The 26,099-nt window shown below is 33.9% G+C and carries 26 protein-coding genes; 8 read left to right on the forward strand and 18 right to left on the reverse strand.

The annotated features are described in order from the left end of the window. Positions 1 to 4 precede the first annotated feature (4 nt). Together LY01_RS08125 and LY01_RS08130 are read right to left on the reverse strand one after the other, a co-directional pair. Positions 5 to 796 carry a hypothetical protein gene (locus tag LY01_RS08125; protein WP_104515347.1) on the reverse strand — a complete coding sequence of 264 codons (792 nt, stop codon included), beginning with the start codon at positions 794 to 796 and terminating at the stop codon, positions 5 to 7. Positions 797 to 947: 151 nt separating this feature from the next. Beyond that, a complete protein-coding gene (locus tag LY01_RS08130; protein WP_104515348.1) occupies positions 948 to 2,576 on the reverse strand; it encodes an acyl-CoA carboxylase subunit beta in 1,629 nt (542 codons plus the stop codon). A 12-nt stretch (positions 2,577 to 2,588) separates the two neighbouring features. Here LY01_RS08130 and LY01_RS08135 point away from each other — a divergent pair, with 12 nt between their 5' ends. Both LY01_RS08135 and LY01_RS08140 read left to right on the forward strand, forming a co-directional pair. Further along, positions 2,589 to 3,857 (forward strand): aspartyl protease family protein, encoded by a 1,269-nt coding sequence (locus tag LY01_RS08135; RefSeq protein WP_146080398.1) that lies wholly within the window; start codon positions 2,589 to 2,591, stop codon positions 3,855 to 3,857. A gap of 140 nt (positions 3,858 to 3,997) precedes the next feature. After that, complete coding sequence (locus LY01_RS08140) at positions 3,998 to 4,504, forward strand: hypothetical protein (RefSeq protein WP_245890658.1); 507 nt, start codon at positions 3,998 to 4,000, stop codon at positions 4,502 to 4,504. Positions 4,505 to 4,591: 87 nt separating this feature from the next. Here the strand turns inward: LY01_RS08140 and LY01_RS08145 are convergent, their stop codons facing one another. After that, a complete protein-coding gene (locus tag LY01_RS08145) occupies positions 4,592 to 6,235 on the reverse strand; it encodes a SulP family inorganic anion transporter (protein ID WP_104515350.1) in 1,644 nt (547 codons plus the stop codon). 151 nt (positions 6,236 to 6,386) lie between these two features. Between LY01_RS08145 and LY01_RS08150 the strand changes: the two genes are divergently transcribed. Beyond that, positions 6,387 to 7,631: a hypothetical protein gene (locus LY01_RS08150; protein ID WP_104515351.1), complete on the forward strand. Its 1,245-nt coding sequence runs from the start codon at positions 6,387 to 6,389 to the stop codon at positions 7,629 to 7,631. Positions 7,632 to 7,787: 156 nt separating this feature from the next. Next, positions 7,788 to 8,762: a YitT family protein gene (locus LY01_RS08155; RefSeq protein ID WP_104515352.1), complete on the forward strand. Its 975-nt coding sequence runs from the start codon at positions 7,788 to 7,790 to the stop codon at positions 8,760 to 8,762. Between the two features lie 102 nt (positions 8,763 to 8,864). On the opposite strand, the gene LY01_RS08160 is transcribed toward LY01_RS08155, so the two are convergent. From LY01_RS08160 to LY01_RS08180, 6 genes are all read right to left on the reverse strand, one after another. After that, the gene (locus tag LY01_RS08160; RefSeq protein WP_104515353.1) at positions 8,865 to 9,965 is read right to left on the reverse strand and encodes a slipin family protein; all 1,101 of its coding nucleotides are present in this window, start codon (positions 9,963 to 9,965) and stop codon (positions 8,865 to 8,867) included. A gap of 656 nt (positions 9,966 to 10,621) precedes the next feature. Then, positions 10,622 to 11,161: a hypothetical protein gene (locus LY01_RS08165; protein ID WP_104515354.1), complete on the reverse strand. Its 540-nt coding sequence runs from the start codon at positions 11,159 to 11,161 to the stop codon at positions 10,622 to 10,624. 741 nt (positions 11,162 to 11,902) lie between these two features. After that, entirely contained in the window at positions 11,903 to 12,052 is a 150-nt protein-coding gene (locus LY01_RS15145; RefSeq protein ID WP_170034572.1) for a hypothetical protein, read from the reverse strand. A gap of 281 nt (positions 12,053 to 12,333) precedes the next feature. Continuing rightward, positions 12,334 to 13,617, reverse strand: a complete 1,284-nt coding sequence (locus LY01_RS08170) for a DEAD/DEAH box helicase (RefSeq protein ID WP_104515355.1) — start codon at positions 13,615 to 13,617, stop codon at positions 12,334 to 12,336. A 153-nt stretch (positions 13,618 to 13,770) separates the two neighbouring features. Further along, positions 13,771 to 14,187: a hypothetical protein gene (locus tag LY01_RS08175; RefSeq protein WP_104515356.1), complete on the reverse strand. Its 417-nt coding sequence runs from the start codon at positions 14,185 to 14,187 to the stop codon at positions 13,771 to 13,773. Between the two features lie 47 nt (positions 14,188 to 14,234). Beyond that, a complete protein-coding gene (locus tag LY01_RS08180) occupies positions 14,235 to 16,079 on the reverse strand; it encodes a coiled-coil domain-containing protein (RefSeq protein WP_146080399.1) in 1,845 nt (614 codons plus the stop codon). Between the two features lie 154 nt (positions 16,080 to 16,233). Between LY01_RS08180 and thrS the strand changes: the two genes are divergently transcribed. The 4 genes from thrS to rplT all read left to right on the forward strand — a co-directional run bounded on the left by thrS (position 16,234) and on the right by rplT (position 19,875). Further along, positions 16,234 to 18,180 (forward strand): threonine--tRNA ligase, encoded by a 1,947-nt coding sequence (gene thrS / locus LY01_RS08185; protein WP_104515358.1) that lies wholly within the window; start codon positions 16,234 to 16,236, stop codon positions 18,178 to 18,180. A gap of 55 nt (positions 18,181 to 18,235) precedes the next feature. After that, positions 18,236 to 18,748, forward strand: a complete 513-nt coding sequence (infC, locus tag LY01_RS08190) for a translation initiation factor IF-3 (RefSeq protein WP_262497515.1) — start codon at positions 18,236 to 18,238, stop codon at positions 18,746 to 18,748. 478 nt (positions 18,749 to 19,226) lie between these two features. Continuing rightward, the gene (gene rpmI / locus LY01_RS08195) at positions 19,227 to 19,424 is read left to right on the forward strand and encodes a 50S ribosomal protein L35 (RefSeq protein ID WP_104515360.1); all 198 of its coding nucleotides are present in this window, start codon (positions 19,227 to 19,229) and stop codon (positions 19,422 to 19,424) included. Between the two features lie 106 nt (positions 19,425 to 19,530). After that, positions 19,531 to 19,875: a 50S ribosomal protein L20 gene (gene rplT, locus LY01_RS08200; protein ID WP_104515361.1), complete on the forward strand. Its 345-nt coding sequence runs from the start codon at positions 19,531 to 19,533 to the stop codon at positions 19,873 to 19,875. Between the two features lie 337 nt (positions 19,876 to 20,212). On the opposite strand, the gene LY01_RS08205 is transcribed toward rplT, so the two are convergent. The 9 genes from LY01_RS08205 to LY01_RS08245 all read right to left on the reverse strand — a co-directional run bounded on the left by LY01_RS08205 (position 20,213) and on the right by LY01_RS08245 (position 25,879). Further along, positions 20,213 to 20,830 carry a hypothetical protein gene (locus LY01_RS08205; RefSeq protein ID WP_104515362.1) on the reverse strand — a complete coding sequence of 206 codons (618 nt, stop codon included), beginning with the start codon at positions 20,828 to 20,830 and terminating at the stop codon, positions 20,213 to 20,215. Positions 20,831 to 21,110: 280 nt separating this feature from the next. Continuing rightward, positions 21,111 to 22,106, reverse strand: a complete 996-nt coding sequence (locus LY01_RS08210; protein WP_104515363.1) for a DUF6588 family protein — start codon at positions 22,104 to 22,106, stop codon at positions 21,111 to 21,113. A 145-nt stretch (positions 22,107 to 22,251) separates the two neighbouring features. Then, complete coding sequence (locus tag LY01_RS08215; protein ID WP_104515364.1) at positions 22,252 to 22,548, reverse strand: hypothetical protein; 297 nt, start codon at positions 22,546 to 22,548, stop codon at positions 22,252 to 22,254. A gap of 63 nt (positions 22,549 to 22,611) precedes the next feature. Then, positions 22,612 to 23,052: a hypothetical protein gene (locus tag LY01_RS08220; protein ID WP_104515365.1), complete on the reverse strand. Its 441-nt coding sequence runs from the start codon at positions 23,050 to 23,052 to the stop codon at positions 22,612 to 22,614. A 57-nt stretch (positions 23,053 to 23,109) separates the two neighbouring features. Then, positions 23,110 to 23,604, reverse strand: coding sequence for a TlpA family protein disulfide reductase (locus LY01_RS08225; RefSeq protein WP_104515366.1), 495 nt, complete (start codon positions 23,602 to 23,604; stop codon positions 23,110 to 23,112). A 51-nt stretch (positions 23,605 to 23,655) separates the two neighbouring features. Beyond that, positions 23,656 to 24,120: a type II secretion system protein GspG gene (locus LY01_RS08230; RefSeq protein WP_104515367.1), complete on the reverse strand. Its 465-nt coding sequence runs from the start codon at positions 24,118 to 24,120 to the stop codon at positions 23,656 to 23,658. A gap of 151 nt (positions 24,121 to 24,271) precedes the next feature. Then, on the reverse strand, positions 24,272 to 24,676 hold the full coding sequence (locus LY01_RS08235; RefSeq protein WP_104515368.1) for a hypothetical protein: 405 nt from the start codon (positions 24,674 to 24,676) through the stop codon (positions 24,272 to 24,274). A gap of 38 nt (positions 24,677 to 24,714) precedes the next feature. Further along, entirely contained in the window at positions 24,715 to 25,164 is a 450-nt protein-coding gene (locus LY01_RS08240) for a hypothetical protein (RefSeq protein WP_104515369.1), read from the reverse strand. Between the two features lie 301 nt (positions 25,165 to 25,465). After that, positions 25,466 to 25,879 carry a DMP19 family protein gene (locus LY01_RS08245; protein WP_104515370.1) on the reverse strand — a complete coding sequence of 138 codons (414 nt, stop codon included), beginning with the start codon at positions 25,877 to 25,879 and terminating at the stop codon, positions 25,466 to 25,468. Between the last annotated feature and the right edge of the window lie 220 nt (positions 25,880 to 26,099).

Below are 26,099 nucleotides of genomic sequence, written 5' to 3' on the forward strand. Positions count from 1 at the left end.
GTTATTAATCATCTGATTTATGATTCAATCGCTCCACAAATTTTTCTACATTGAACTTTATGTCGTCTTCTCCTATTTGATCAAAAGGATTTTCTAGGTGCTCTTGAATATTTTCTAAACTTACAAGAATCATCGTTAGTAAGATAGGAATCACAAATTCCAGTCCCCAAGACATCTCTTCTGCTTTAAACGCAAAGTAAGGTCCATAAAGTATGGGCAACACCTTAATAAATAAAGAACTAAAAGCTCTAAGAGTTCTAGGTGTGCGGTACTGGTAAATGTGTTTAATAGATTCAAAAGATACCATCATCTTTTGTAAATATTGATTGGTACGTGAGCACTCACCTGCAGACAGCCCTTCACCTCTCAACTCATGTTTTATGTATAATGAAAAATCAGAAAAACTATCATAAACAAGTTTCTCGTTTTCAATAAGTTGCTCTTTAGGACTGGTAAACATGGTCCTTAGATTATTGAAGAAATCAAATATGATCGTGTTCATCTTTGTCACATTTTCAGGCTTTGGATGATCCAACCAATCTCTAGAAACAAAGAATATAGCTCTTAAATATCCTTTTATCGCAGCATATTCTTTTAAAGCAGCTTCTCTACGTTTATAAGCTCCACCTATAGAAAACACTATCGGAAAAATAATTGATGTCGCTACTAGAGTTAATGGAAACTCGGCCTCGTACTTATAATGGATACATATCGCTGTAGAGATAACGGCCAGTAAAGAGATTATTACCGTTTGTAAATTTACTATGAGTAAGAACCTGTTGAAAAATTGTTTCATGAAATACTATTAAAAAAAACTTCTTGAGAAAAAGTCAATAAAAAAATGTCATACTGAACTTATAGAAATGGACCTGAATATCTATTCGCAGATCATCTTCGACAAGTTCAGACTGACATCTAAAACTCTGTTATATAAAAGTTACTGTACGCTATGTCTGTATAACTCCTAGGTTAAAATCCTTTGTAATAGGTGCATGATTTGCTGCCTCTATTCCCATAGAAATCCATTTTCTAGTATCACGCGGATCTATAATCGCATCTGTCCATATTCTAGACGCTGCGTAGTATGGAGACACTTGTTTATCATAACGGTCTTTCGTTTTTGCAAACAGTGCTTTCTCTTCTTCTTCAGATAGTTTTTTACCTGATTTTTCTAGAGATGCTTTTTCTATTTGCATCAATACTTTTGCGGCACTATTACCTGACATTACTGCAAGCTCAGCAGTAGGCCATGCAAAAATTAATCTAGGATCATAGGCTTTACCACACATCGCATAATTTCCTGCACCATAACTATTTCCTATAACCACCGTAAATTTAGGAACGACAGAATTAGAAACAGCGTTTACCATTTTTGCTCCATCTTTTATAATACCACCATGCTCAGATTTTGATCCTACCATAAAACCAGTAACATCTTGAAGGAATACTAGAGGTATTTTCTTTTGATTACAGTTTGCAATAAAACGAGTCGCCTTGTCAGCACTATCGCTATAAATCACACCACCGAATTGCATCTCGCCTTTCTTAGTTTTTACAATCTTGCGCTGGTTTGCAACTATACCTACAGCCCAACCATCCATGCGTGCATAACCTGTAATTAATGTCTGTCCATAACCGTCTTTATACGCTTCAAAAGAACCTGCATCTACCATACGATTAATAAGCTCCATCATATCATATTGAGCATTACGTTCTCTAGGTAACGCGCCGAATAAACCTTCAGGATCTAATTCTGGTTTCTTTGCTTCTACTCTATTGAAACCGGCTTTATCGCTATCGCCTATTTTATCAAATATTTTCTTGATTTTATCTAGAGCATCCTTATCGTCTTTTGCCTTATAATCTGTCACACCACTAATCTCGCAATGCGTCGTTGCTCCACCTAGTGTTTCATTATCTATAGATTCTCCTATAGCAGCTTTTACTAGATAAGAACCAGCAAGAAATATACTTCCTGTTTTATCTACTATCAACGCCTCGTCACTCATAATAGGTAGATAAGCACCACCTGCAACACAACTACCCATTACGGCAGCAATTTGAGTGATTCCCATACTACTCATGACCGCATTGTTTCTAAATATGCGACCGAAGTGTTCCTTATCAGGAAAAATCTCATCTTGCATAGGTAAATAAACACCTGCACTATCTACTAGATAAATTATAGGTAATCTATTCTCAATAGAGATTTCTTGAGCACGTAAGTTTTTCTTTCCTGTAATAGGGAACCACGCTCCAGCTTTTACCGTTGCGTCATTTGCCACAACTATAACCTGTCTACCTTGCACATATCCTATTTTCACCACTACTCCACCACTAGGGCAGCCGCCATGCTCCTCATACATACCATCACCGGCAAATGCACCTATCTCTATAGCATCTTCTGCATTATCAAGTAAGTAATCGATACGCTCTCGAGCAGTCATCTTACCTTTGGCATGAAGTTTTTCAATACGCTTTTTACCACCACCTAGGGCTACTTGAGCAAACTTTCTTCTCAAGTCAGAAAGTAGCATTTTATTATGATCTTCGTTTTTATTGAAGTCTAAATCCATGTAAATAAGTCTTTGCTCAAAAATAAGGATTTTGTTACTATAACGATGGTAAATGTTCCGCTTTCGCGAAAGCGAGACCCATATAATTTCTATATTTATAACCTACAACCATATAGAATGAAAAAATACCTCTACCTAGCCTTTGTTTTCTTAATAATAAGCTGTGGCAGTTTATCAAAAACATACAATTCTGGAAGCCTACTTACTGAGTATTATAAAGAAGTATTGCCTTTTAATTACGAGAATAATCTGGCAATAATTGAGGTCGTTATTAATTCAAAAAAGTACAATTTCTTAGTAGATACAGGAGCACCTACTGTTATTTCTAGCAGTATTTATAAAGATATAAATGTAAAACCTGCTCATCAAATATCTGTTTCAGATTCTCAAGGACAGAAGGATAAAAAGGAGGTCGTTATTGTGCCAGAGATCAAATTAGGTAATCTAACATACAATAATATAGGGGCTGTGGTAGCTAGTCTAGATGATGTTTTTGAGTTTAAATGTATGAAAATAGATGGTATTATAGGGGCAAACCAAATGGCAAAATCATTCTGGAAATTTGACTATCAAAATCACGAGATCACTATTACAGAACAGTTATCTAATTACGATTTATCTTCTTATAAGGACACGCTTTCTTTTACAACTTCTATGCAAAAAACGCCTTATGTAAAAGGAACTATCAATGGTTTAACCACCTCTTTTACTTATGACACAGGTTTTACTGGTCATATAGATGTAAGTAAAAAACTAGCCGATTTTCCAGATGCTGTAGGAATTACAAGATTGGGAAATTCTAGTGTGGGACTTTATGATGCTATAGACTCTGTTAGTACGAGAACGGTAAAAATGGACAGTGTAAAAATAGGTGCTATAGATATGAAAACTCAAATTATTGATCTAGATCATGGTAGTTTAATAGGAAATAAATTCATGAATAAACATGATGTCATTATGGACTGGTCATCTCAAAAAATCTACTTAAAGAAAGTAAAGGAATATCAAGATACTCAAGAAACTTCATTTGGTTTTAATTTTAGAATAAAAGATAATAAAGCTATAGTAACAGGGCTTATCGAAGAATTACCTATTGAATTAGAGCTAGGAGATCAACTGTTATCTATTAACGATTTTGACTTTAGAGATATTAATAAAGATAATGCCTGTGAGAAATGGAACAACTATAATATCACTGAATTAGATACGGTAAACATAACATACCAGCGTGATTCTGTAGAATATAAAATTACGTTACTACGTAAAGAATTGTTTAAATAGAAGGAATATTAAACAGTTGTTTTAAAGAATGGATTATTTGTAAAACCAGAATTAAGGTTTTGAAATATTTTTGTGAGACCATTTATATATACTTGCTGCATGGGTTATGGAGTAAGGCTCATACATCTAAATTCTTTATTATGAAATATATAATCTTATTTGCAGCGTTATTGATTACAAATTTATCTTTCTCACAGAATATGAGTAATGACAAACTGGATACTATTTTTAAAACTGTCAGTGATACCATTCAAGGTGAGAATGGTAGGTGGCAATTTGTAATCAATGACATACCTATTATTTGTGTAACTGATGTCAACCATAATAGAATGCGCATTATTTCTCCTATAATAGAATATTCTAAACTAGATGAAGAGATGAAAACCAATGCTCTAGTAGCCAATTTTCATACCGCACTAGACGTTAAGTATGCCATTTCAGAAAATCTATTGTGGTCTGTTTTTATACATCCATTAAAGGAATTGACAGAAAAACAAGTGGCAGATGCTGTGAAACAAGTCTATCTGGCTCATGTGAATTTTGGCACTACTTACAGCAGCACTCCGTTAGTTTTTCCTGGAAGCAATAAGAATATAGAAGAAAAAGATGAGCCTAAAAAAACGACTTTTAAAACACATAAAGCGTAGTATTACATCATCTTATTTATAAAAATAAAACCTCTATAAAGTGATGTATTACTTTATAGAGGTTTTGTTTTTTTAAGAAGTTATTTACTATACCTCAGCATCCATTAAGTCTGTTGCTATATGGTAACGTGGGTCTTCAATACTACTTTCTATAATCGTATCAAATTCTGGATTGTTGCGCATTAACAGCTCCTTACACTCAGGGCTAAGATGCGTTAACTTTATTTCTTTACCTAGATCTAGATATTTATTTGCAATACCTCTTAATGCCTCTATACCAGAATGATCTTGCACACGAGCTTCTATAAAGTCTATTTCTACTTTATCAGGGTCGTTTTTAGGATCAAATTTCATATTAAAATCTGTTACAGAACCAAAGAATAATGGACCCCAGATCTCATATACTTTAGTACCATCTACTTTAAGGCTTTTACGAGCTCTAATGCGTTTTGCACTTTCCCATGCAAATACTAATGCAGATATAATTACACCTACAAATACTGCGATGGCAAGATCAAACACAACCGTCACCACAGATACGGTAATCAAAACTAATGCGTCTGACTTAGGGATTTTACGTAATATTCTAAAACTAGACCATGCAAATGTCTCGATAACCATCATAAACATAACACCTACTAACGCTGCAATAGGTACTTGCTCAATATATTCATCTGTAAAAAGTAAGAAGACTAATAAGGTTAAAGACATCATGACACCAGATAGACGGCCACGTCCACCTGCATTGATATTAATAACCGTCTGTCCTATCATACCACAACCACCTGTACCACCGAATAAACCGCTGATTATATTACCAGCTCCTTGTGCTACAGACTCTCTATTACCACTACCACGAGTCTCTGTAAGTTCATCCACAAGATTCATAGTCATTAAAGACTCTATTAATCCTACCGCAGCAGCTAGAAAAGCATAAGGAAGTATAAATTTAAAAGTCTCTAAATTTATAGGTAATTTATCCCATAACTCTGTATTAAAAGTAGGTAACTCTCCTTTAAGACCAGTACCACCACCATCTCTTATATAAGAACCTACCGTACTCACACCTTCCATATCACCTAATATAACAATAGCGGTTACTACGATAATAGCCGTAAGCGCTGCTGGTATTTTCTTAGTTAACTTAGGTAAAAAGAATACGATAGCCATAGTAAGTGCTACCAGTGCGATCATAATGTATAATTGAGATCCTTGCATATAAGTAGCTATATATTCTGTAACACCATTTTCATCTACAACTGCGTTTCTATTTCTAAACATTTTTACTTGAGCCCAGAAAATTACAATAGCAAGACCGTTTACAAACCCCATCATTACTGGATGTGGTATCAACCTAACAAATTTACCTACCTTAAATACACCAGCTAGCACCTGAATAATTCCCATTAAAATTACCGCTGCAAATAGATAAATGTATTGCATGTTATCTACTGGCGCATCCATAGCAAGACCTTTATCATGTCCTTCTATAATCAAATCTGCAAAAATCACCGCTACTGCACCAGCTGCTCCAGATATTAAACCAGGACGACCACCGAATAATGCCGTAATTAGTCCTATCATAAAAGCACCTGAAAGAGCCACTAAAGGATCAATACCTATAACAAAAGCAAATGCTACCACTTCTGGTATCATCGCTAGAGAAACGGTTATTCCAGAGAGAATATCATCCTTAGGATTACTGGTAAAATTATTGAATATCTTGCGCATAATGCTTGATTTTTAAGCGTGCAAAAGTACATCTTTTTAGGAGAATGATAAGTGTTCCGCTTTCGCGAAAGCGGAATAGAAATCCATCTCATAGAACCTAAAATTATTATTTACTTATTCTATCTTGCAAAAAGAATCCATTCACTAAACGATGCTATATCAAAACCCTAATAACAGTTATTTATCTAGGTTTTGTATCGTGCTTTTTATTTTCCTTAAAAGCACCATAGCGCTAGGACAATCTGATAGTTTAAATATAAAGATCAATGGACTGATAAAACCTCATCTAGCATCTACGCACCATTTAGGGTTGTTCTCTTCTCGCATGACTCAAAACTTTAAGACCAGTGCAAGTAAGAGCTATGAACTGCATCTAGAAATACAATCTGGAAATAATTTTCACGCACCTGTCCAGGCCTTTTTACCAGAGGATCGTGAAATAAGAAACCAGTTTAGAAATATAACATGGTTTTACAGGCCTTTTAATTATGTAGATCAAGAAACAACACCAGCGCAAATATTAAGTATGGAAATCGATGCGGTGTATAAAGTCTATAGACCTGCGTTAACCATACCTATAAGTAAAAGTAATGAGATAAAGATAGGCTTGCGGGCTTTTCAAACGGTTAAGGGTAATTTCTTTAATTCGCCTTTTACAAATGACGATTCTATAGAGTGGTTTCATAGTAATATTGCTGGTGGAGAAGATCCTTTTGGCAGGAAATTTTATGGCGTTAATCAAGTGGCTGTAAACTATACCGACCGCAATGGAAAAACACTCACCATGGAGGCTGGTGATTTTATTCTAGGCGGTCTAGAATTATCACACAGCTATTACCCCAAATTACAAAGGTGGAATGATCGCAATTTATTCTTTAACATACAGTCACAAATAGGATGGAATACGAGTGCTTATAATAATTCTCTAGATCTAGGAATAGGATTAAATGCCATTAAAAAGTACGTTCTTAATCCTAAAAGCAATTTATGGCTAGGTATAGGTTACAGTGTGTTATATAAAAATGCAATAGACGGCACCAATAACCTTGACTTAGGAAACAATCGTTTCATAGGATCAGGTGAGGCTATGATGCAGTGGTCACATAGAACAACACATGGCAATCAAAATATTCTGGGACTTAATTATCAAAATCAGACCTCGTATTTTAAAAAAGAAGAGGCCGATTATTTTCATCTCAAAGGTGATTATGCTGCTATAAATCAAGGCTGGCATTATGGTTACACCACGCTAATAAAAAACCTGAGCAGCTGGTCGTTTTTATATACTCATGCTAGACCTAAGATTTCTTACACCATTTATTTAAAAGAAGATCTTACCGTTAATAATGTACCTGATCTAGAAACAGGAATATCTTTACAAATACCTTTTCATTAAATTTATTTCTGCTATCTACTAATAAAGAAATTAAGTAACTATTAACTAGTTAAAAGTAGTAAAAAAACGTATTTTCAAGATTGTGATTTGAAACTTATTTCACAAATAAATGCCCGAACAATTCAGCGGAAACAATTATAAAATCAAACCTCATAAATGAATCAACTTTTAACTAATATTATTATTCAAACTACTCTTAAGTTTAAGGATAAGAAGAAATACCCTAAAGGAAAACCTTCTGAATATAGGCTTGCCAAAAAATACAAAGAACTGGTAGTTTCTATAAAGCGTAATATCAAAAACTTTATTCTTATAGTTATTGGTATATTCTCTGCTTCATTTGGTTTTAAAGGTTTCTTACTAACTAATGACTTTATAGATGGTGGTGCCACTGGTATTTCTCTACTCCTTGCCGCTATTACAGATGTACCTCTTTATGCTTTAATTATAGGAGTAAATCTACCCTTTGTTATTATGGGTTATAAAATCATGGGAAAGCATTTTGCCTTAAAAACAACAATTGCCATTATCGGACTCGCATTATGTGTTGCAGTAGTTCCTTTTCCTAATGTCACTGATGACGATTTACTAGTTGCGATTTTTGGAGGTTTCTTTCTAGGTGCAGGAATAGGTCTTGCTATAAGAGGTGGCGCGGTTATAGATGGTACAGAAATACTTGCCATTTTCTTAAGTCGCAAATTTTCTACCACCATAGGTGATGTGATTATTCTAATAAACGTGATTATATTTTCATTTGCAGCTTATTTACTATCTATAGAAATAGCGCTATACTCCATGATTACTTATATCGCGGCCTCTAAAACTCTGGATTTTATTATAGAAGGTATAGAAGAATATATAGGTGTTACCATCATTTCTTCTCAAAGCAATCGTATAAGAGAGATGCTTATCAATAAATTAGGTCGTGGTGTGACTATTTATAAAGGTGAAGGCGGTTATGCAAAAGATGGTATTTCAAAAGATATGGATATCATTTATACCGTAATAACCAGACTAGAATTAAATAAATTAAATACTGAGATCGAAAAAATAGAACCCAATGCATTTGTAATAATGAATAGCATTAAGGACATAAAAGGTGGTATGATTAAGAAGAGACCTTTGCATTAGAGTTAAGTAATTAACTAAATTGAAATTAAAGGTTCTGATTCTGTTCACATAAACATCATGCAAACAAAAAAGATTCTTTCCCTTTTACAGGAAAGAATCTTTTTATTTACCCAAAGCAAAAATTTCCTTTAATTGCTTTACCATACCACCGTTACCAGTAATACTTATTTCACCTACTTTGTCAGCTATTCTCTCTACATATTCCATTTCTTTAAGCTTAAACAAAGTTTCATTTTCTTCCATCAATTTTGCAGCGTTTAACATAGTTCTTGTTTCGGCAGTTTGCTCACGCCTTAGAATGATATTTGCTTGCGCTTCTTTTTCTGCTACAATAACTTTGTTCATAATCGCTCTCATTTCTCCAGTTAGAATAATATCCTTTATACCGCAATTGCTTACCTCTACTCCTAATCTACCAGCTATTACTGCGACCTCTGTCTCAACAGCTGTTGCGATTTCTTGTTTATTTTCTAACAATTCGTCTAGAGTGTAATTACCTACATAAGAACGCAATGCCATTTGTAAGGCAGCATATAACCGCTTCTCAAAGTCTTTATTTTCTATCAATGCCTTGCGTACATCGATTACTTTAAAGCTGGTATTTAAAGTCATTCTTATGGTTGCTTTATCCTTAGATAACAATTCCTGACCGCTCAATTCCATTTGTTTCCACCTCATGTCGGTAGCGATGGTTTCTATTTTTGTAGCATTTTTCCAAAAATAATAATTCCCTGCTTCTAGCAATTCTACGCACTTACCTTCTACTATTAAAAGACCTTTACTACCACTGGCTATTTCTACATTGCGCAATAGGTATAAGTTTCTCAATTGTTCATAAAAGGCAACTGGCACATTGTTATCTATATAGATGGATGCGGTATCCGCTTTCGCGAAAGCGAAGTCTATCAACCCTTTCCAGAACACATATCTACCAGTGGTAAGTACTTCAGACAGGACACCGTTTATAGTTACCATGACTATCTCTGTACTGCCTACATCGATAACGTTTACCATATTTGCAAACTCTTTGTTAGCCAACATTAAATCCATGGAAACTGGTCCCACTTGCTTTACAGACATATCGCATACTACGAGTCTTTCATTAAAACCTAACCAGTAGGTACCTGCTATCAATACGCTATTAAAATTGCCGTTTTTTAAGACGATACCTCTAGTACCTTCTCTTATTCTTACTCTTTTCATTTTACTCTATTTGTGCTTTTAAAAGCTGGTTATTTACTATTAAATAAAACAGTAAAACATGGTTTCTAGATCTTTAAGGAAGTTGTGACCGCATAATGATTTAAGTCTATAGCGTTTTATTCTTTGATCAACAAAGAGCTTACTACTATATCATTTTATCATAACGAGATGGCATCTCACTTATAAATAAAGGTGCTTTTCTTTACCTACTTAACTTAATATGGTGGTATATACTAAACACAAAAACAGATGTCCTACTGTTTTGGGGACCTTTTAAAGCCGTGGTCATGGCTACATCAATTTTAAAGATTGATACAAGTCATTTTGAGAAGTGACTTAACTTCATACAAGCTACAACCCTATTGTAGTGCCTTTACCAGTTTGGCCACAAATCGATGACGATTTGGTAGGACTCGAACCCACAATTGTACTGCTGCTATAACCGGACTTAGCTAACCTGCTCTCGCAGGTGCTGGATTTGAACCAGCGATCTTCAGTGTGAGATAGTATTAAGGTTACTATCAACCTATCGATTCAAATAGGATATCAAAATTCCTATACGCAACTGCGCAGGACATGATACTACCGTGCTATACAGAAACACAGGTTCTAAATTTGAATGATGTTTTAAAAGAAAAGTATTCTTTTATCTAGTGCTACTTCTTTTTCTTTTTGGCTTTTTTCTTGCCTTTAGTTTTCTTAGAAGTTTCTCTAGTTCTTTTAATCTTTTCTTTAATACGTTTTAATTGATGATCTATATGTTCATTAAGTTCATCATTTGCTATTAAATAAGCCTGTTTCATTATCTTAACTGCAAGTCTATATTTTCCTAAACGTTCTAGAACAAGACCTAACTGCATGTATAAATAGGCTTTATTAGTTCCTTTAATTTTTAAAGCAAAATCTATTAATCGCATCGCTTCATGATACTCTTCATTTAAGATCAATACACTTACGTATTTAGGATAGGCGGTTACTAGATCTAGGTTTTTAGACAATGCCTGTGCATAATAATCCTTTGCCGCAGGATAATTAGAAAAACGCTCTGCCTGTAATCGCGCCATGGTAAATAAAGTGTAAGCGTTTTCTGGATCATAAGAGAGTGCATAGTTTAATGACTCTACGGTTTCTTCTAGATCCCACTCAAAATTATTTAAGGCTTTTATTAAGTAAGTATTATGTGTAATAGTGTCCATAACTGTTTTATTAAGAGGTTTAAATGACCTCTAGTGTGCGTTACGGATTTCTTTATGTGGTATTTTTATTTGAGTTTATCGCATAAAAAAATCCGAAACATGATTTTTTAAATTTTTCATTGTCTTCGGATTTTTCCATTATTGATATCTAGTTAGTCAATAAAAAGAATACCGAAGTCGTGTAAGCCCTATGGCTCTAGGCAGCTGGTCTTCTAAAGACGAGAAACCCATATGTGTTTGTGTGTATAACATCAACTTCTTGTTTAAATTAATTGTTTTGCATTGTTCTTAAATGCGGTGCAAATATAAAGTTGTTATTTTCTAATAACCAAATTAAAAACGGAATTAATTCACTGATAATCAATCTTGTATGTTTAAAAATAGACACTAGAAGATCTGTCCGCAAGTTGCAGATAATTGCCATTTTACTATCGCGTTGATAGTTATGGTTTTAGGATATGGACTCATTTATCTTTTCGCATTCATTTTCTTTGAAAAAATTTTGAAAGACCCACAAAAAAAAACGCTTGATCTATCGATCAAGCGTTTTTCTTTATGTTTTACCTGTGTAATTATATCTTACATAGGGTCAAAAACAAATAGATAACCACTCGATCTCAAAGGAAAATCTCCTCCTAGATCTGTCCAAAAAGGTACTTCTTGACGTAAGTTGTTATGTATTGTATTGTTTTTCATAATGCTGCAAATATATAGAAAATATTAAGATGTGTATTTACCTCATCAAATTCCTATGTGTTCTTGGTCACAGTAGTAATCTTGCACGCTATTAGTTTTACAGTACAATTCTGGTTGTATGGCCTGTTTTACTTTTCTTTTTCCTGTTCTAAATATTTCAATAAGGTTGAATATAGATTTTATTTGAGTTTTCATAATAATTGTTTTTAAGTGATGGTACAAAGTTGCGACATTTTAAAGCTTTCTTGATCGCACAAGATTCCTCATTTATGTTCTATTATTCCTCGATTACAAAAACAATTAACATTTATGTATTTTGAATAAAGAATCATATTCCCATACTAAAACACGTTTTTATAAACTCTTTATCACAAAAACCTAAGTTATTCGCACAAAAAAAAGCCTTTCATCAAATGACAAAAGGCCTTTATAAAATATTGATTTTTCCTTATTCTATTTAAGAACTAAGACAACTGTTATCTACGATTGCGACTGTTATTGCGACCAGAGCCACCACTTTTAGAAGAACCTTTACCTCCACTCTTAGATCTATTATTATTTCTTCCTTGAGAGCGACCACGTCCACCACCTTGTTTTTTAAGGCTAGGCTCTGCAGCATCTTCCATTTTAAATTCAAAATCGTGATCTTCCACAACAGGAATACTCGTTTTTATCAATTTTTCTATGTCTTTTAAGAAAGGACGTTCTTCAAGCATACAGAAAGAAACGGCTAGACCGCTTGCTCCTGCTCTACCAGTTCTACCTATTCTATGCACATAAGATTCTGGTACGTTAGGTAAATCATAATTCACTACATAACTCAACTCATCGATATCTATACCACGAGCAGCTATATCAGTTGCTATAAGTGCTGTAAGCTCTCCATCTTTAAATTGCTTTAAAGCTCTTTGTCTAGCTGCCTGAGATTTATTACCATGTATAGCGGCACTTTTAATACCAGCTTTATCCAGATCTTTTACTATCTTATTTGCTCCATGTTTTGTTCTAGAAAAAACTAACGTTGGGCCATTTAATTCACCACCTAATAAATCAACTAAGAGTTTTGTCTTGTTCTTTTTATTAACGTGATAGATTCTTTGCTCTACTTTCTCTGCAGTAGTCTTTTCTGGTGCGATGGTTACTCTAGCAGGGTTACCTAATATTTCATTAGATAATTTTACTATACTGCTAGGCATAGTCGCACTAAAAAATAGAGACTGTCTTTTTGTAGGTAGAATTTTCAACAACTTTTTAATGTCGTGAATAAAACCCATATCCAGCATCTGGTCTGCCTCATCCAGCACAAAATGCTCTATGTGATCTAACGAGATATAACGCTGGTTTATTAAATCCAGTAATCTACCTGGAGTAGCAACTAGCACGTCTACTCCTTGATGTAATTTGTATACTTGAGAGGTTTGTTTTACACCACCAAAGATGACTGTATTTTTAATATCAGTATACTTTGTGTAAGCTGTAAAGTTCTCACCTATCTGTATAGCTAGCTCTCTTGTAGGTGTTACTACTAGTGTTTTAATACGCCTTTTACCTTTAGGTGGCGCACGGTTATATAAATCTTGAACGATGGGAATGGAAAACGCGGCAGTTTTACCGGTTCCAGTCTGCGCACAGCCTAATAAATCTTTTCCTTCTAATAAAACTGGAATGGCTTGTGCTTGTATAGGTGTAGGACGTTCATATCCTTGGTCTTGCAAAGCTCGCAAGATGGGTTCTACTAACCCTAATTCTTTAAATGTCATGTATAATATTGAACTGCAAAGGTAAGCTATTGCAACTATTACCGTATCAAAGAGTTGTTTTCTTAACGATACTTTATTTATAAGAGATGATATTAGTAGCTATTCCGCTTTCGCGAAAGCGGAAACTCATCTAATTATCTCTATAAAATCGGCTTATTGAATTCTTAAATTATACTGCCTACTGGTACTATCTTTACACAAATCATCTCCGTCTTCAAAGAGGCCATCATCCTCATCATAATAACTATCTGGAGCCTCTACGTTTAAATAAACATCTAGAGTAAAACGTCCTGAAACCCTAGGTGTACCATAGATAACTAACTCACGACCATAAGATTCATAATCCATACCGGCAGGCAATCCATCTACTGAAAAATAGTAATAATAAGCATTATCTGCAGGGTCGTTATTTATCTCTGCATTGAGACTGTCTTCATAATAAAAATCTCTAAAACCATTAGACAACACCTTATCATTAAGTTGTGGTCGATTATCGATAATACAGTCTAAGAATGGATCACAACTAGTTATTAATAAACTAACGCCGATGAGAATTAACAGCTTTTTCATAGGTTGGGTTTGATAAAAGCTCATCAAACCTCAGGCCATTTTATTATTTAAGAGGCTTTTCTTATAAAAACCTTTCCTTCTTTCACATTATCAATAAGCTCAATATCTGTTATACCTTGCGATTCTTCAAAAGAATAATTTTGATCATCAATCTTAAAAGACAGTTTGTAAATACTGTTATTACCTACTAGAGTTTTGTATTCTAAATTAGAAAAATCATGTCCAGATTCTACAAGGTTTTTCACTAAATTCTCAAATTGTTGTGCCGTATATTGAGATGTAATAATATAAGTTTTATTAGTTCTAAAAGATAGTTGCTTTGCAGCACCTTCTATATTTTCTATAATTAACACATTACCATTAAATTTATAATTGCGACTTTTCTTTTTATAAAAAACCTTACCCATTATCAATTCTTCTTCATAAGGTAAGTCTAGTGTTAAGAGCTCTCTACCCATGGTGTTATAAATTACGGTTCTATCGCTGTATACGGTATAGAAACATTGCTCTGCTTTAAAAATAAGAGTTCCTTCGGCTATCGGTTTTTCTGTGCTATCTTCTTCTATGATAAGTTCTGTATTCTCTTTCATGAGAGTCTCTAAATTCTGGAGACCTGCAAGACGATCTTTATAATTCTCGTTGATCACATTAAGCGTCTTTTCTGCTAGATCTCGTTCTCTCTGTATGCGATCTAATTCTTTTACCATTTCTTGTTCTTTGAGTTTTTTAGAGATTTCTAAAGCCTTAGTTTTTTCATATTCTAACTTCTCTAACTCTTCTTCCTGGTTTCTTCTTACTGCGTCTAGCTCTTCATTTGCTAATTTTATCTCTTGCTTTTTGAGCTCTTCGGCAGTGAGGCGTTGTTTTTCAAGAGCCTTAGATGTCGCTCGTTCTTCTCGATAATCTAATTTTCTAGCTTGTTTCATTTGAGCCAGACTCTCTTTAGATTCTTTTAAATTTTCATTCTTAAGATCTGACAGTCGTTGTGCCGCCTCTCTATCTTCTTTTATTTTTAAAAGTCGTTCTTGCTCTATTAAGTTTGTACGTCTTAATTCTTCTGTTTCCTTAATTATACGCAAGCGTTCTTCTTCTAATTTAACTATTCTAGCAGCCTCTTTCTCGCGTTTTTGTTGCATTTGTTGCGCATGCAACTCTTCTTGTTTTCTTTTACGTAATTCTAGTGCCGCTGCGGCAGCCTGGGCCTTGCGTTCCCTTACTTTAATAACTGTAGCGGCGAGGCGCTCTTTTTGTTGTAAAAGTGCGAGTCGTTTTTCTTCTTTTAATTTTTCTGATCTAGCTTGGGCTATTTGAGATTTTAAGGCTTGTTTTTCTTTTTTTGCTTTATTTATTTGATCCTTTAAAAGCACTGATTCTCGCCCATTTATTTCTGTTGGATTTTCTTGTGCAGACTTTAAATATGCACTGGTATTTTTAAATTTTTCATCACCTATTTGCTGTCGGTTGATAACGGTAGTATGTGTGGCTATGCTAGAATCCTTTTTTACATCACAGTGGTCAAAATAGATAACTTCTTTAGTTACCTTATCTATTTCTAGGCAAATGTCTTTTATACCTTTATGATCCTCTTCAAAGACGTGATAAACCACGCCAGTACTGCTTACTAATTCTATACCTAATTTACTAGTAACTCCAGATTTACGTTTATAAGCGTTTATAGAACAAGAAATTCCATAGTGCGCTTTTAGATCTTTAAATAATGAGAATATTTGGTCGCGATCTACCGTTAGATCTAGCGTATACGTTTGTGTGTTTGTGATAGAAAAGTTGTTGCATAGCATGGTTGCTGGATACGTTTCCGCTTTCGCGAAAGCGGAACTACCCAATACAAATAGCAATAAGCACAACTTCCATTTCCCTAATAATGAAGTCATGTAATATAGAATTGAGGATTAAAAATACATAAATATCTTTATAACAGCCTATTCCATAGGCACTAAAAACGATTAAAGAACTTAAAAAACTGTTGAATTAAATAATTGCAAATTTCTCCAAAGAGTTTACCTTTACAGCACATATTTTGTAGTTATGATTAACATTACATTGCCAGACGGCAGTATTAAAGAAATGGAAAGCGGCTCCACTCCTATGGACGTCGCCATGAGCATATCACAAGGACTTGCTCGTAACGTAATAAGCGCAAGCTTTAATGGTACTAAGGTAGAGACTAAAACACCTCTTACAGAAGATGGTAGCCTGGTTTTATTTACCTTTAGTAATCCTGAAGGAAAAGAGGCTTTCTGGCACTCTACTTCTCACATTATGGCACAAGCTGTTGAAGAATTATTCCCTGGAGTAAGTCTAACAATAGGACCTGCGATAGATAACGGTTTTTATTATGATATCGATTTTAAAGAGCACTCGATCTCAGAATCTGACATACCTAAAATAGAAGCTCGCATGCTAGAAATAGCTCGCGGTAAACATGAGTTTACTATGCGTAGTGTTTCTAAAGCAGATGCTATTCAATTCTATAAGGATCAAGACAATGCTTTTAAGGTAGAGTTAATTGAAAACCTTACTGATGGAGATATTACTTTTTGTGATCACGATACTTTTACAGATTTATGTCGCGGTGGACATGTTCCTAACACAGGAATAATCAAAGCGGTAAAAATAATGAGTATAGCTGGTGCATACTGGCGTGGTGATGAGAACAACCAGCAACTGACACGTTTATACGGAACTTCTTTTCCTAAACAAAAAGACTTAAAAGAATATCTAGCACTTCTAGAAGAAGCTAAAAAACGCGACCATAGAAAACTAGGTAAAGAGTTACAATTATTTACTTTTTCCCAGCGTGTAGGTCAAGGGTTACCATTATGGTTACCTAAAGGTGCTGCACTACGTGAGAGACTGGAAGATTTCTTGAAAAAAGCACAGAAAAAAGCAGGTTATGAGATGGTGGTAACACCTCACATAGGTGCTAAAGAGCTTTATGAAACATCTGGTCATTATGAAAAGTATGGCGCAGATTCTTTCCAACCTATTACAACACCTAATGAAGGTGAAGAGTTTTTATTAAAACCAATGAACTGCCCTCACCACTGTGAGATTTATAAAAGTGCACAATGGTCTTATAGAGATTTACCTAAACGTTTTGCAGAATTCGGTACGGTATATAGATATGAGCAAAGTGGTGAATTACATGGTTTAACTCGTGTACGTGGTTTTACTCAAGATGATGCACACATATTCTGTATGCCAGAGCAATTGGACAAAGAATTTAAAGCAGTAATAGACTTAGTCCTTTATGTATTCGGTTCTTTAGGATTTGAAAACTTTACGGCACAAGTAAGTATACGTGATCCTAAGAAGCCAGAAAAATATATAGGTGACACTAAAAACTGGGAAATTGCAGAAAATGCAATTATCAGTGCTGCAAAAGATAAAGGTCTTGATTATGTGATAGAAGAAGGAGAAGCTGCCTTTTATGGTCCTAAATTAGACTTTATGGTGAAGGATGCCCTAGGTAGAAGCTGGCAATTAGGTACTATACAAGTAGATTACAATTTACCAGAACGCTTTGATCTATCATACAAAGGCGCTGATAACGAGTCACATAGACCAGTTATGATACACAGAGCACCTTTTGGTAGTATGGAGCGCTTTATAGCTATTTTATTAGAGCATACTGGCGGTAATTTCCCACTATGGCTGATGCCAGAGCAGTGTACTATTCTGTCACTCAGTGAGAAATATGAAAATTATGCTAAACAAGTGGCAAATTCCCTAGAAATTAACGAAATTCGCACAGCAGTTGATAACCGTGCAGAAACCATGGGTAAAAAAATCCGTGAGGCAGAAATGAATAAATTACCATATATGCTTATCGTAGGTGAGCAGGAAGAAAAAGATGGAACGATTTCTGTAAGAAAACATGGTGGAGACGACTTAGGAACGATGAGTGTTGCAGATTTTACAACACTAGTTCAAAAGGAAATCTCTGAAACGATAAAAACATTTGAAGTTTAATTAAAATTATATAGTCATAGCAATACGTAGACGCAGAAGCCGTGGTCCGGCTCGAATTATCAAAGAAGACAAGCACGCAATCAATGAAAAGATACGTGCGAGAAAAGTACGCCTAGTAGGCGATGGAGAACCTCGTGTTATGGACACACGTGACGCACTTAAGGAAGCACAGGAAAAAGAACTTGACCTAGTTGAGATCTCTCCTAATGCTGACCCACCAGTTGCAAAGATCATGGACTACAAGAAATTTGTCTATGAACAAAAAAAGCGTGAGAAAGTAATAAAGCAAAACGCTAGTAAAGTGGTTATTAAAGAGATCCGTTTTGGACCTAACACTGATGATCATGATTACGAGTTTAAAAGAAAACATGGTGAGAAGTTCCTTAAAGAAGGTGCTAAATTAAAAGCTTATGTATTCTTTAAGGGTCGTTCTATTATCTATAAAGATCAAGGAGAAATCTTACTTTTAAGACTTGCTCAAGATCTTGAAGAACTAGGTAAAGTAGAACAAATGCCTAAAATGGAAGGTAAACGTATGAATATGTTTATCGCACCTAAGAAAAAATAATCTTACTCGTTACTGTTATTAAAAGGTAGTAGCAACGTAGAAAGTATATATTTAAAAGACTGTCTCTAAAAACGAGACAGTCTTTTCTTGTTTCAATAATTGAGATTTTAAGAGTTAGTTTTTATCATATTTCATAGAATAACAATACATTCAAATACGGTACAACAGCTACTTAAATAAACAGCAACATCTAGAACTGGTTAAACCACTAGTGCTCCATCAAAGCCTGCTATCTTATTTAAACAGTTAACGACTAGGTACCGCACAAAAAAAAATAGAAGATAAATTTCAATGAATGAGTAGGAATAAATTGATGTTTTATAATGCCATTTCTAAATAAAAACCTATTTTTGCAATCCTTAATTGAGGACCGTGTATTTGTGTCTTAATTATCCCTAATAACTCATTGATTTAATAGGTTTTAAGAAACAAAAAGCAGTTTAAGAGAAAGGAATACGAGAATTTAAAAAAGGAAATTATGCCTAAGATGAAAACAAAATCTAGTACTAAGAAGCGTTTTAAGCTTACTGGTTCTGGAAAAATTAAAAGAAAACACGCTTTTAAAAGTCACATCCTGACTAAAAAAAGTAAGAAACGTAAGTTAGCTTTAACGCACTCTACATTAGTGCACAAAGCAGACGAACCAAATATCAAGTTACAGTTACGTCTTAAGTAAGACATTTTTGTAAACCTTGATGGTTTATTAATTCACACAATAACCCAATAGTAGCGCACAATAAAAGAATCTAGAAATGGATCGCCTGCTGTTAAAAAATTAAATTATGCCAAGATCAGTAAATGCAGTAGCTCGTAGAGCACGTAGAAAAAAAGTCCTAAAACAGGCAAAAGGTTACTTCGGACGTCGTAAAAACGTATGGACAGTAGCAAAGAATGCAGTAGATAAAGCTATGGCTTATTCTTACCGCGATAGAAGAAACAAGAAAAGAACTTTCCGTAGACTATGGATCACGCGTATCAACGCTGGTGCTCGTATGCACGGAATGAGCTACTCAGCATTCATGGGAGCTGTAAAAAAGAACAACATCGAGTTAAATCGTAAAGTTCTTGCAGACCTTGCTATGAATCACCCAGAAGCTTTTGAAGCAGTAGTAAACAAAGTAAAATAATTAGGTTTAACAACCATCTCTCGTAATAAAAATCCTCATCAGCAATGATGGGGATTTTTTTATGTCCTAATTTAACATTTACTATATCTAGATTTACTCGATAACACCTGGTCTTATCAGTTTCTCATATATTCTAATAATGGTTAACTGACACCACAAATCCAGCGCTTAAGAACTCTTTTTCTATACTTTATTTATCCACTGCTGGAGAACGAGCTTCTTCCTTATGAGTTATTCCCTCTTTTAGAATCTAGTTCAATGAAAACAAAATAACTATGACATAAAAAAACCGATGCTTTAACATCGGTTTTTTCAATTATCACTTATGGAGTGATTACTACTTCTTCATTTCTAAATCAGTAATTTTATTTAAGCCTTTAATCTCTTCTTCATATTCTTCTGAGGCGTCTTGCATGTTTTTACGATACGATCTATCGTTCTCGATTTCTTCCATGTATTCTTCCATAGCATCTGCTTGCACATTATTATATTCTTGTACAGTCTCTCCTACTTCTTCTCTTAAATCCTCATATTGCTCAATGACTTCTTCTAGATTTTCTTCAAATTCATGACTGGTCATTTTTGTACCATTCATTAACTCTACATAATCTTTTTGCACATCCATTACATCTTCCATGATCTCTTCGGTCATTAACCATTCTGGCATGGTATCATCTAGCATCATGATATTAGAACTCATTAATGGTATGATCTCTCGTGTCGTGGTAAAATCTTTACCTTCTAGCATATATACGTGATTTGATAAAGTATTGAAACTACTCCATCCACTCACTCCTACTATTCCTTCGTCTTTTAAATCGTCGGCAGTACCATTAATATCTTTGGTCACTCCGGTGTTTACACCTTCGGCAGGTTGATATGTTTCTTGTGCATTTACATTTGAGATAGTAAATAATCCTGCGATTGCTAGTGTTGTTATGATTGTCTTTTTCATTTGTCTGTATTTTTAAATTAGTTATTTATTACAGTACAAAGTTACAGGCTATAAGAAGTAAGGCCCACATAGAAATTCACAATGGTTCTCTAAAAAAGCATCGTTTTTTAACAGAATTAAAGAAAATAGTAGTTAAAACGATCTAAATACTTATAAAAATGCCAAATTAAACGCGTTTCTCAAATTATGAACTAGCATAAATCTTTAAATTATTGGGGTAGATAGATGGTTGTTTCGCTTTCGCGAAAGCGGAATTATAAATAGCCTTTATAAAAATAAATTAATTGATATTATAAACACCACTTATATTAAGGTTAGCAAACTGACCGACGCTTAATTGGGTATTTAAATTCCATTTAGGGGCGATTTGATAAGCAACGCCAGCATCTACCTTAAATGAATGCTTGGTCTCGCTAAGAGTGGTAAGCACGTTATTAAAAAGGTTGAAAAATATACCGTCTTCTCCTGTTAAACTGTAATCTACCCAACTGGTATTATAATTAACTGCTGTAGAAAACGTCCATTTATTGACATCTTTACTAGCTACAAGACCTGCGTTTATTGAATGAAAATCGATAAGCGATCCATCTATAATTGCTAACGGCGCACCACCATCTTGTGGTTCTAAATCCAGTGGCTCATCATAACCTAGGTTAAGATCGGTAAGACTATAGTTAGTATAAAAAGCCAAATCAAAACTACGATTTTCTTTATAAAAGTATTGAGATAGATTGTGTTTAAAGCCTACTCCATAAACGGCATAACTAGAACGCTCGATAGTGATTTGAGGCGCATATCTTAAAGTAACCTCTGTCTCTTTCCATAATCCTACCTGTCCTTGTATATAAGGAAAGGCAAAGAAATCGGTATTTAAACCAGAAAAGGCCTGAAATTCATAGGTCTCACCATCTATCATAAAATCAAAAAAGACACGTTGCTGCCCACCTAGTGATGTAGGTATAGTCGCCTGGTCTTCACCTCTTATATCTAGATTAATAAAGTCAGATTCTTGTACTGTAAAACTCTTTTTATTAGAAGGAAAAGGAAGACCACTTATACCAGCAGAGACGTTAATTTTAAATTTATCAAGAGATTTTGCAGTATGGAACCATCCTGCACCTGTTTGCATAACGCTAGCCTCTGCAGCAGGATCATTATAACCGTCGAGAATAAAGAGTATATCTGTCAAGACGTTCTCTACGTCTGTCTGAGCTGTACCATTCTTGAAACTAACTAATGAAATTAAAAAAACGGTAAGGAAGTAATAATTTTTCATGGATGGGCTTATGAGTCAAATGTACAAATGTTAATTGAGATTATTACAAGAGAGATTTGCAATTGATTTTCAAGCACTAACGATTAACAACCTGGAGGCTGATACCAGGAAATTATTTTCCACTTACCTTTTATTTTTGCTACAGTCATATTGTTAGTTTTGCTTCCATAGAGGTAAGCATATCTTCCATACGTTCTAGATCTACCTTATGAAGTTTAATTATAATACTACTCCTATCTAATACAACTTTTAAGTTGGACTTGAACTTATAAACTTTTGATACTACTGTTCCTGCAAATAGATCTATCAATCCACTAAATATTGAAAAAAACCAATTGATCTTTTCCTTATTAAAATCTATTGATTTTATATCGTTCCAAGAATAGGCTCCAGAGTTTTTGGGATCAAAAACATCTATTATATGGAGATTAAATTTTGTCAATTGTAATTTTTAACTGAGGAGTTTTTCTCAACTCGTATACTTCGTGTTTCATTAAATGTAAATTTACTCAGGACCTAATACGTGTAATAATTTAAAATCTACTTCTTTATCCTTGTTTAAATCATATTCATAAATAGCTCTTCCCATAATATGTCCATCGTCAAAGCTGGCTATTAACCACTCACTACTCAACAACTGTATCGTACCAAAATGCATAGTACCACCTAAGACAGCTTTTAACGGAATCAATTCTGGTTGTTCACGAAGACTACTTTCAATAAGAAAAACCGGATCTTTTATACCTTGATCTAGAAATGCCTCTCCATCAAAGTCAGAATCAAACCAATAATTAGTTGGAGTTTTTTCAATTCTAGAAAGCTTCATCAAAGAATCATTTTCTATTTTTAATCTATCTATTTCAAGAAGTAAGTCCTCTTTTCTATCCTTATTTGAGCAAGCTAGAAAACCAAATGAGCAAATTATTACTAAAAACGTTTTTTTCATATCGAACTAGTATCGGTAATAATGATTAAAGTATACTTTAAAAATAGAAACGAGTCACTACTTTTCATAGTTCTCAATAACCTTTGCAATCACATCTGATGTGAGTTCATAACCGGTTAATAATGGATAGCCTTCCCACCTAACGATACCATCAGGATCTATTAAAATGCAGTGAGGTATACCTCTTACTTCTAGCGTATTGTTTAATCTACTTTGAGTATCTATAGCGCTGTAATATTCTATTTTAGGTCTTTTATGCTTTTTAACCTTTGCTTCTGGCTCATCACTTAACCCTATTACAACAAGTTTATCTTTAAACTCTTTTTGGTAAGAATTCAATTCAGGTATTGCTTTAATACAAGGTCCACACCAGGTAGCCCAAAAGTCTATAAGAACAAATTTCCCTTCGGTATCTGGAATATCTGACAGCCATTTTTCTACTACTAGTTCAGGCGCTTTTTCATTAAGAATGGATTTTGCCCACAACTCTTTTTCTTGTGCATAGGTCGAAATGGTGAATAAAGCAATAAGTAATACGATGAAGTTTTTCATGTAGCGGTTGGTTTTGATTGGTTCAATTTACTATAAAAATACAACTTCCCTCTAATCAGGAATTATATCGTCACTAGTGCCATGTTTACCATCTGCTCCAGCAGATGAGATAACGAAACTTTTCCCATCATCAGACAAAGTAAATTGATACTCTCTTCTCCAAGCGTCTGTTTTCCATTCTTTACGCACCGGATTACTACCTATCAACTCTTCTAGACTGTTAGGATAACTACCATTTATCTCATACCAATTCTCTACCCTACCTGCAATGATCGTTATTTCTTGTTGGGTATTTTTAGGATAGGTGATTGTTCTTTTATAAGTTATAAAAAGTATCATTAATACTAGAGCAAGAAATAGAACGATCGAGTATATAACAACACTGGGCTGCATCATATATTTTTGAAATGGTCTATTAACTCCATCTTCTTTTTCTAACTTTTCTATATTTTTTCTATGCTTATAATCTTTGCGCAACAAAGCAAAATCTACTAGAATAGAAACTAAATCATGCATTGTTGCATAGATTTTAAGAGCCCGTAAAGGTTTTGTGTATGATTATGGATATAGCAGTGTGCTTGTAGGAAATTTAAGTGGAGTTCGCTTGTTTTTTAGTGCGGTTCTTTGTTATGTGTGTGTGTGTGTGTGTGTGTGTGTGGTTATTCAATTAACCTATTTGAAAGAATGTAATTCCACTTTCTTCTTCGATTCCGGATATAATTTCCCCTTCTTCCTCTAAAGTTTCTATTAGGTGAGATGCATAACTTTTTGAAATTGAAAATATATGACCAATAGCTCTTGCAGCGAATACTTCTGTTGGATTTTCTTTAAAAAAATTTAGAATTTTATCTTTCATTTCTTTTTCAAGACTAGTTCTTAATTCATTCGCTATTTCTATTCCGTAAGAAATTTTTGTTAGATTAATTTCAATTGGTAATGAATGAACTTGTTCATTTCTGATATTTTTTAATTCATTAAATAATGTTATTTGATGATTAGTTAATATCTTTTTTTGCAGAGCTTCTTCCCATTTGAGCGCATTGCTAAAGTCAATATTATTTTTGAAAAACAACCTCTTTATCAATTTATCTATTTCTTCCCAAGAAATGATTAGATTAGGAAGTGACTTGTCTTTAATAGTATAATTAAATTAAATTCAATTTTAAATAACTTTTTAAGTAATAATTCTCCAATAGTTCTATAAGCTTCAAGATGATTTTTATCAACACTTAGTCCTGTCCCATCATGATATAATTGATTTCTTAACCTATGATAAAATTCTATATCAGAGAATTCGATTCCAGGTATTTTGTCACTAGTTTTCTCACTCAATAGATTAACCATTTTTGGGAATGAATTTCCGATTTCATCCTTTTCTTTAAATGAAAAATTAACTTTAGATAGACTAGATGGCATAAAAATAAAAGTTCTGATTGCTGTTTCAACTGAGTTGTCTATACTTATAAAAGCAATTCTTTTGTCAAATGCTTGTTCTTTATTAATATGCTCATCAGCGTGTTTTAATAATTCTAAAGCTCCAGATGCCCAAGTTTTTTCCATTTATGTTTTTTTTGTATCAAGGTTCTGTTACATTACTATCCACAGTCAAAAGTATAATTCAAGTGAAGCATTCCATTGGTATGCTCTTATTTTGGTTATGGTTGCAGATGTGAAAGTACAAAACAAATTAAGAATTTATGCGCCTTACAGTTGTTCAATAGGAATGAGTTATAATAGAAGAATACTTAATTAAAAAGCAAAATCAAGATTATTATATGATGATGGATATAGAAGTTTACTTAATAGAAATTAACTGAAATTTGCTTGGTTTTTTACCGTAGTTGTTTGTTGTAGTGTGTTTTTATTTTCCAATTCCAGTATTATTTATGTGCTTCATTAAAGCATTTTCTAAATCATCTGATAGTTCCCAAAATTTGTCGTCCATTTCCTCAATATAGTCCTCGAGTTCATCTTCATCAAACTTGTCAAATTCATCTTGTCGAGCATCTGGTCCTTCCGGAACTCCATTTGGAAAATAAGTTTTATTAAATTCACGTAATTGATCAGCAATCGAATTAAAATTCAGATATTCCAAGTCCAGAATAGTATCCGCATTTTTGTCCGCTCCGTGATTCACATAATGATCCCATAATCCGTCAGTTGTTAAAGGTTCAACATTAAACCATACTCGTTGTTCACGAGTCAATTTCTGATAATCTGAAAATCCTTTATCAACTATTTCTTCCCACGCGTCTTGGGCTTCGTCTCTTGTCATATTTTCGCTTTTCTCAAATGCACATAACCACTAGAAGTATAATGCGAATGAGGTATTACATTGGTATGTTATTGTTTTAATTATGATTGATGTGAAAGTACAAAACAAATTAAGAATTCATACGCCTTACAAGTGTTCAAAAAGAGCAAGTTATAATAGGTGAATACTTAATTAAAAAAACAAAATCAGGATTAATATTTGATGACGGTAATAGAAGTGT

Origin of the sequence: Nonlabens xylanidelens, from assembly GCF_002934445.1 — a bacterium.
Taxonomy (GTDB): Bacteria; Bacteroidota; Bacteroidia; order Flavobacteriales; family Flavobacteriaceae; genus Nonlabens; species Nonlabens xylanidelens.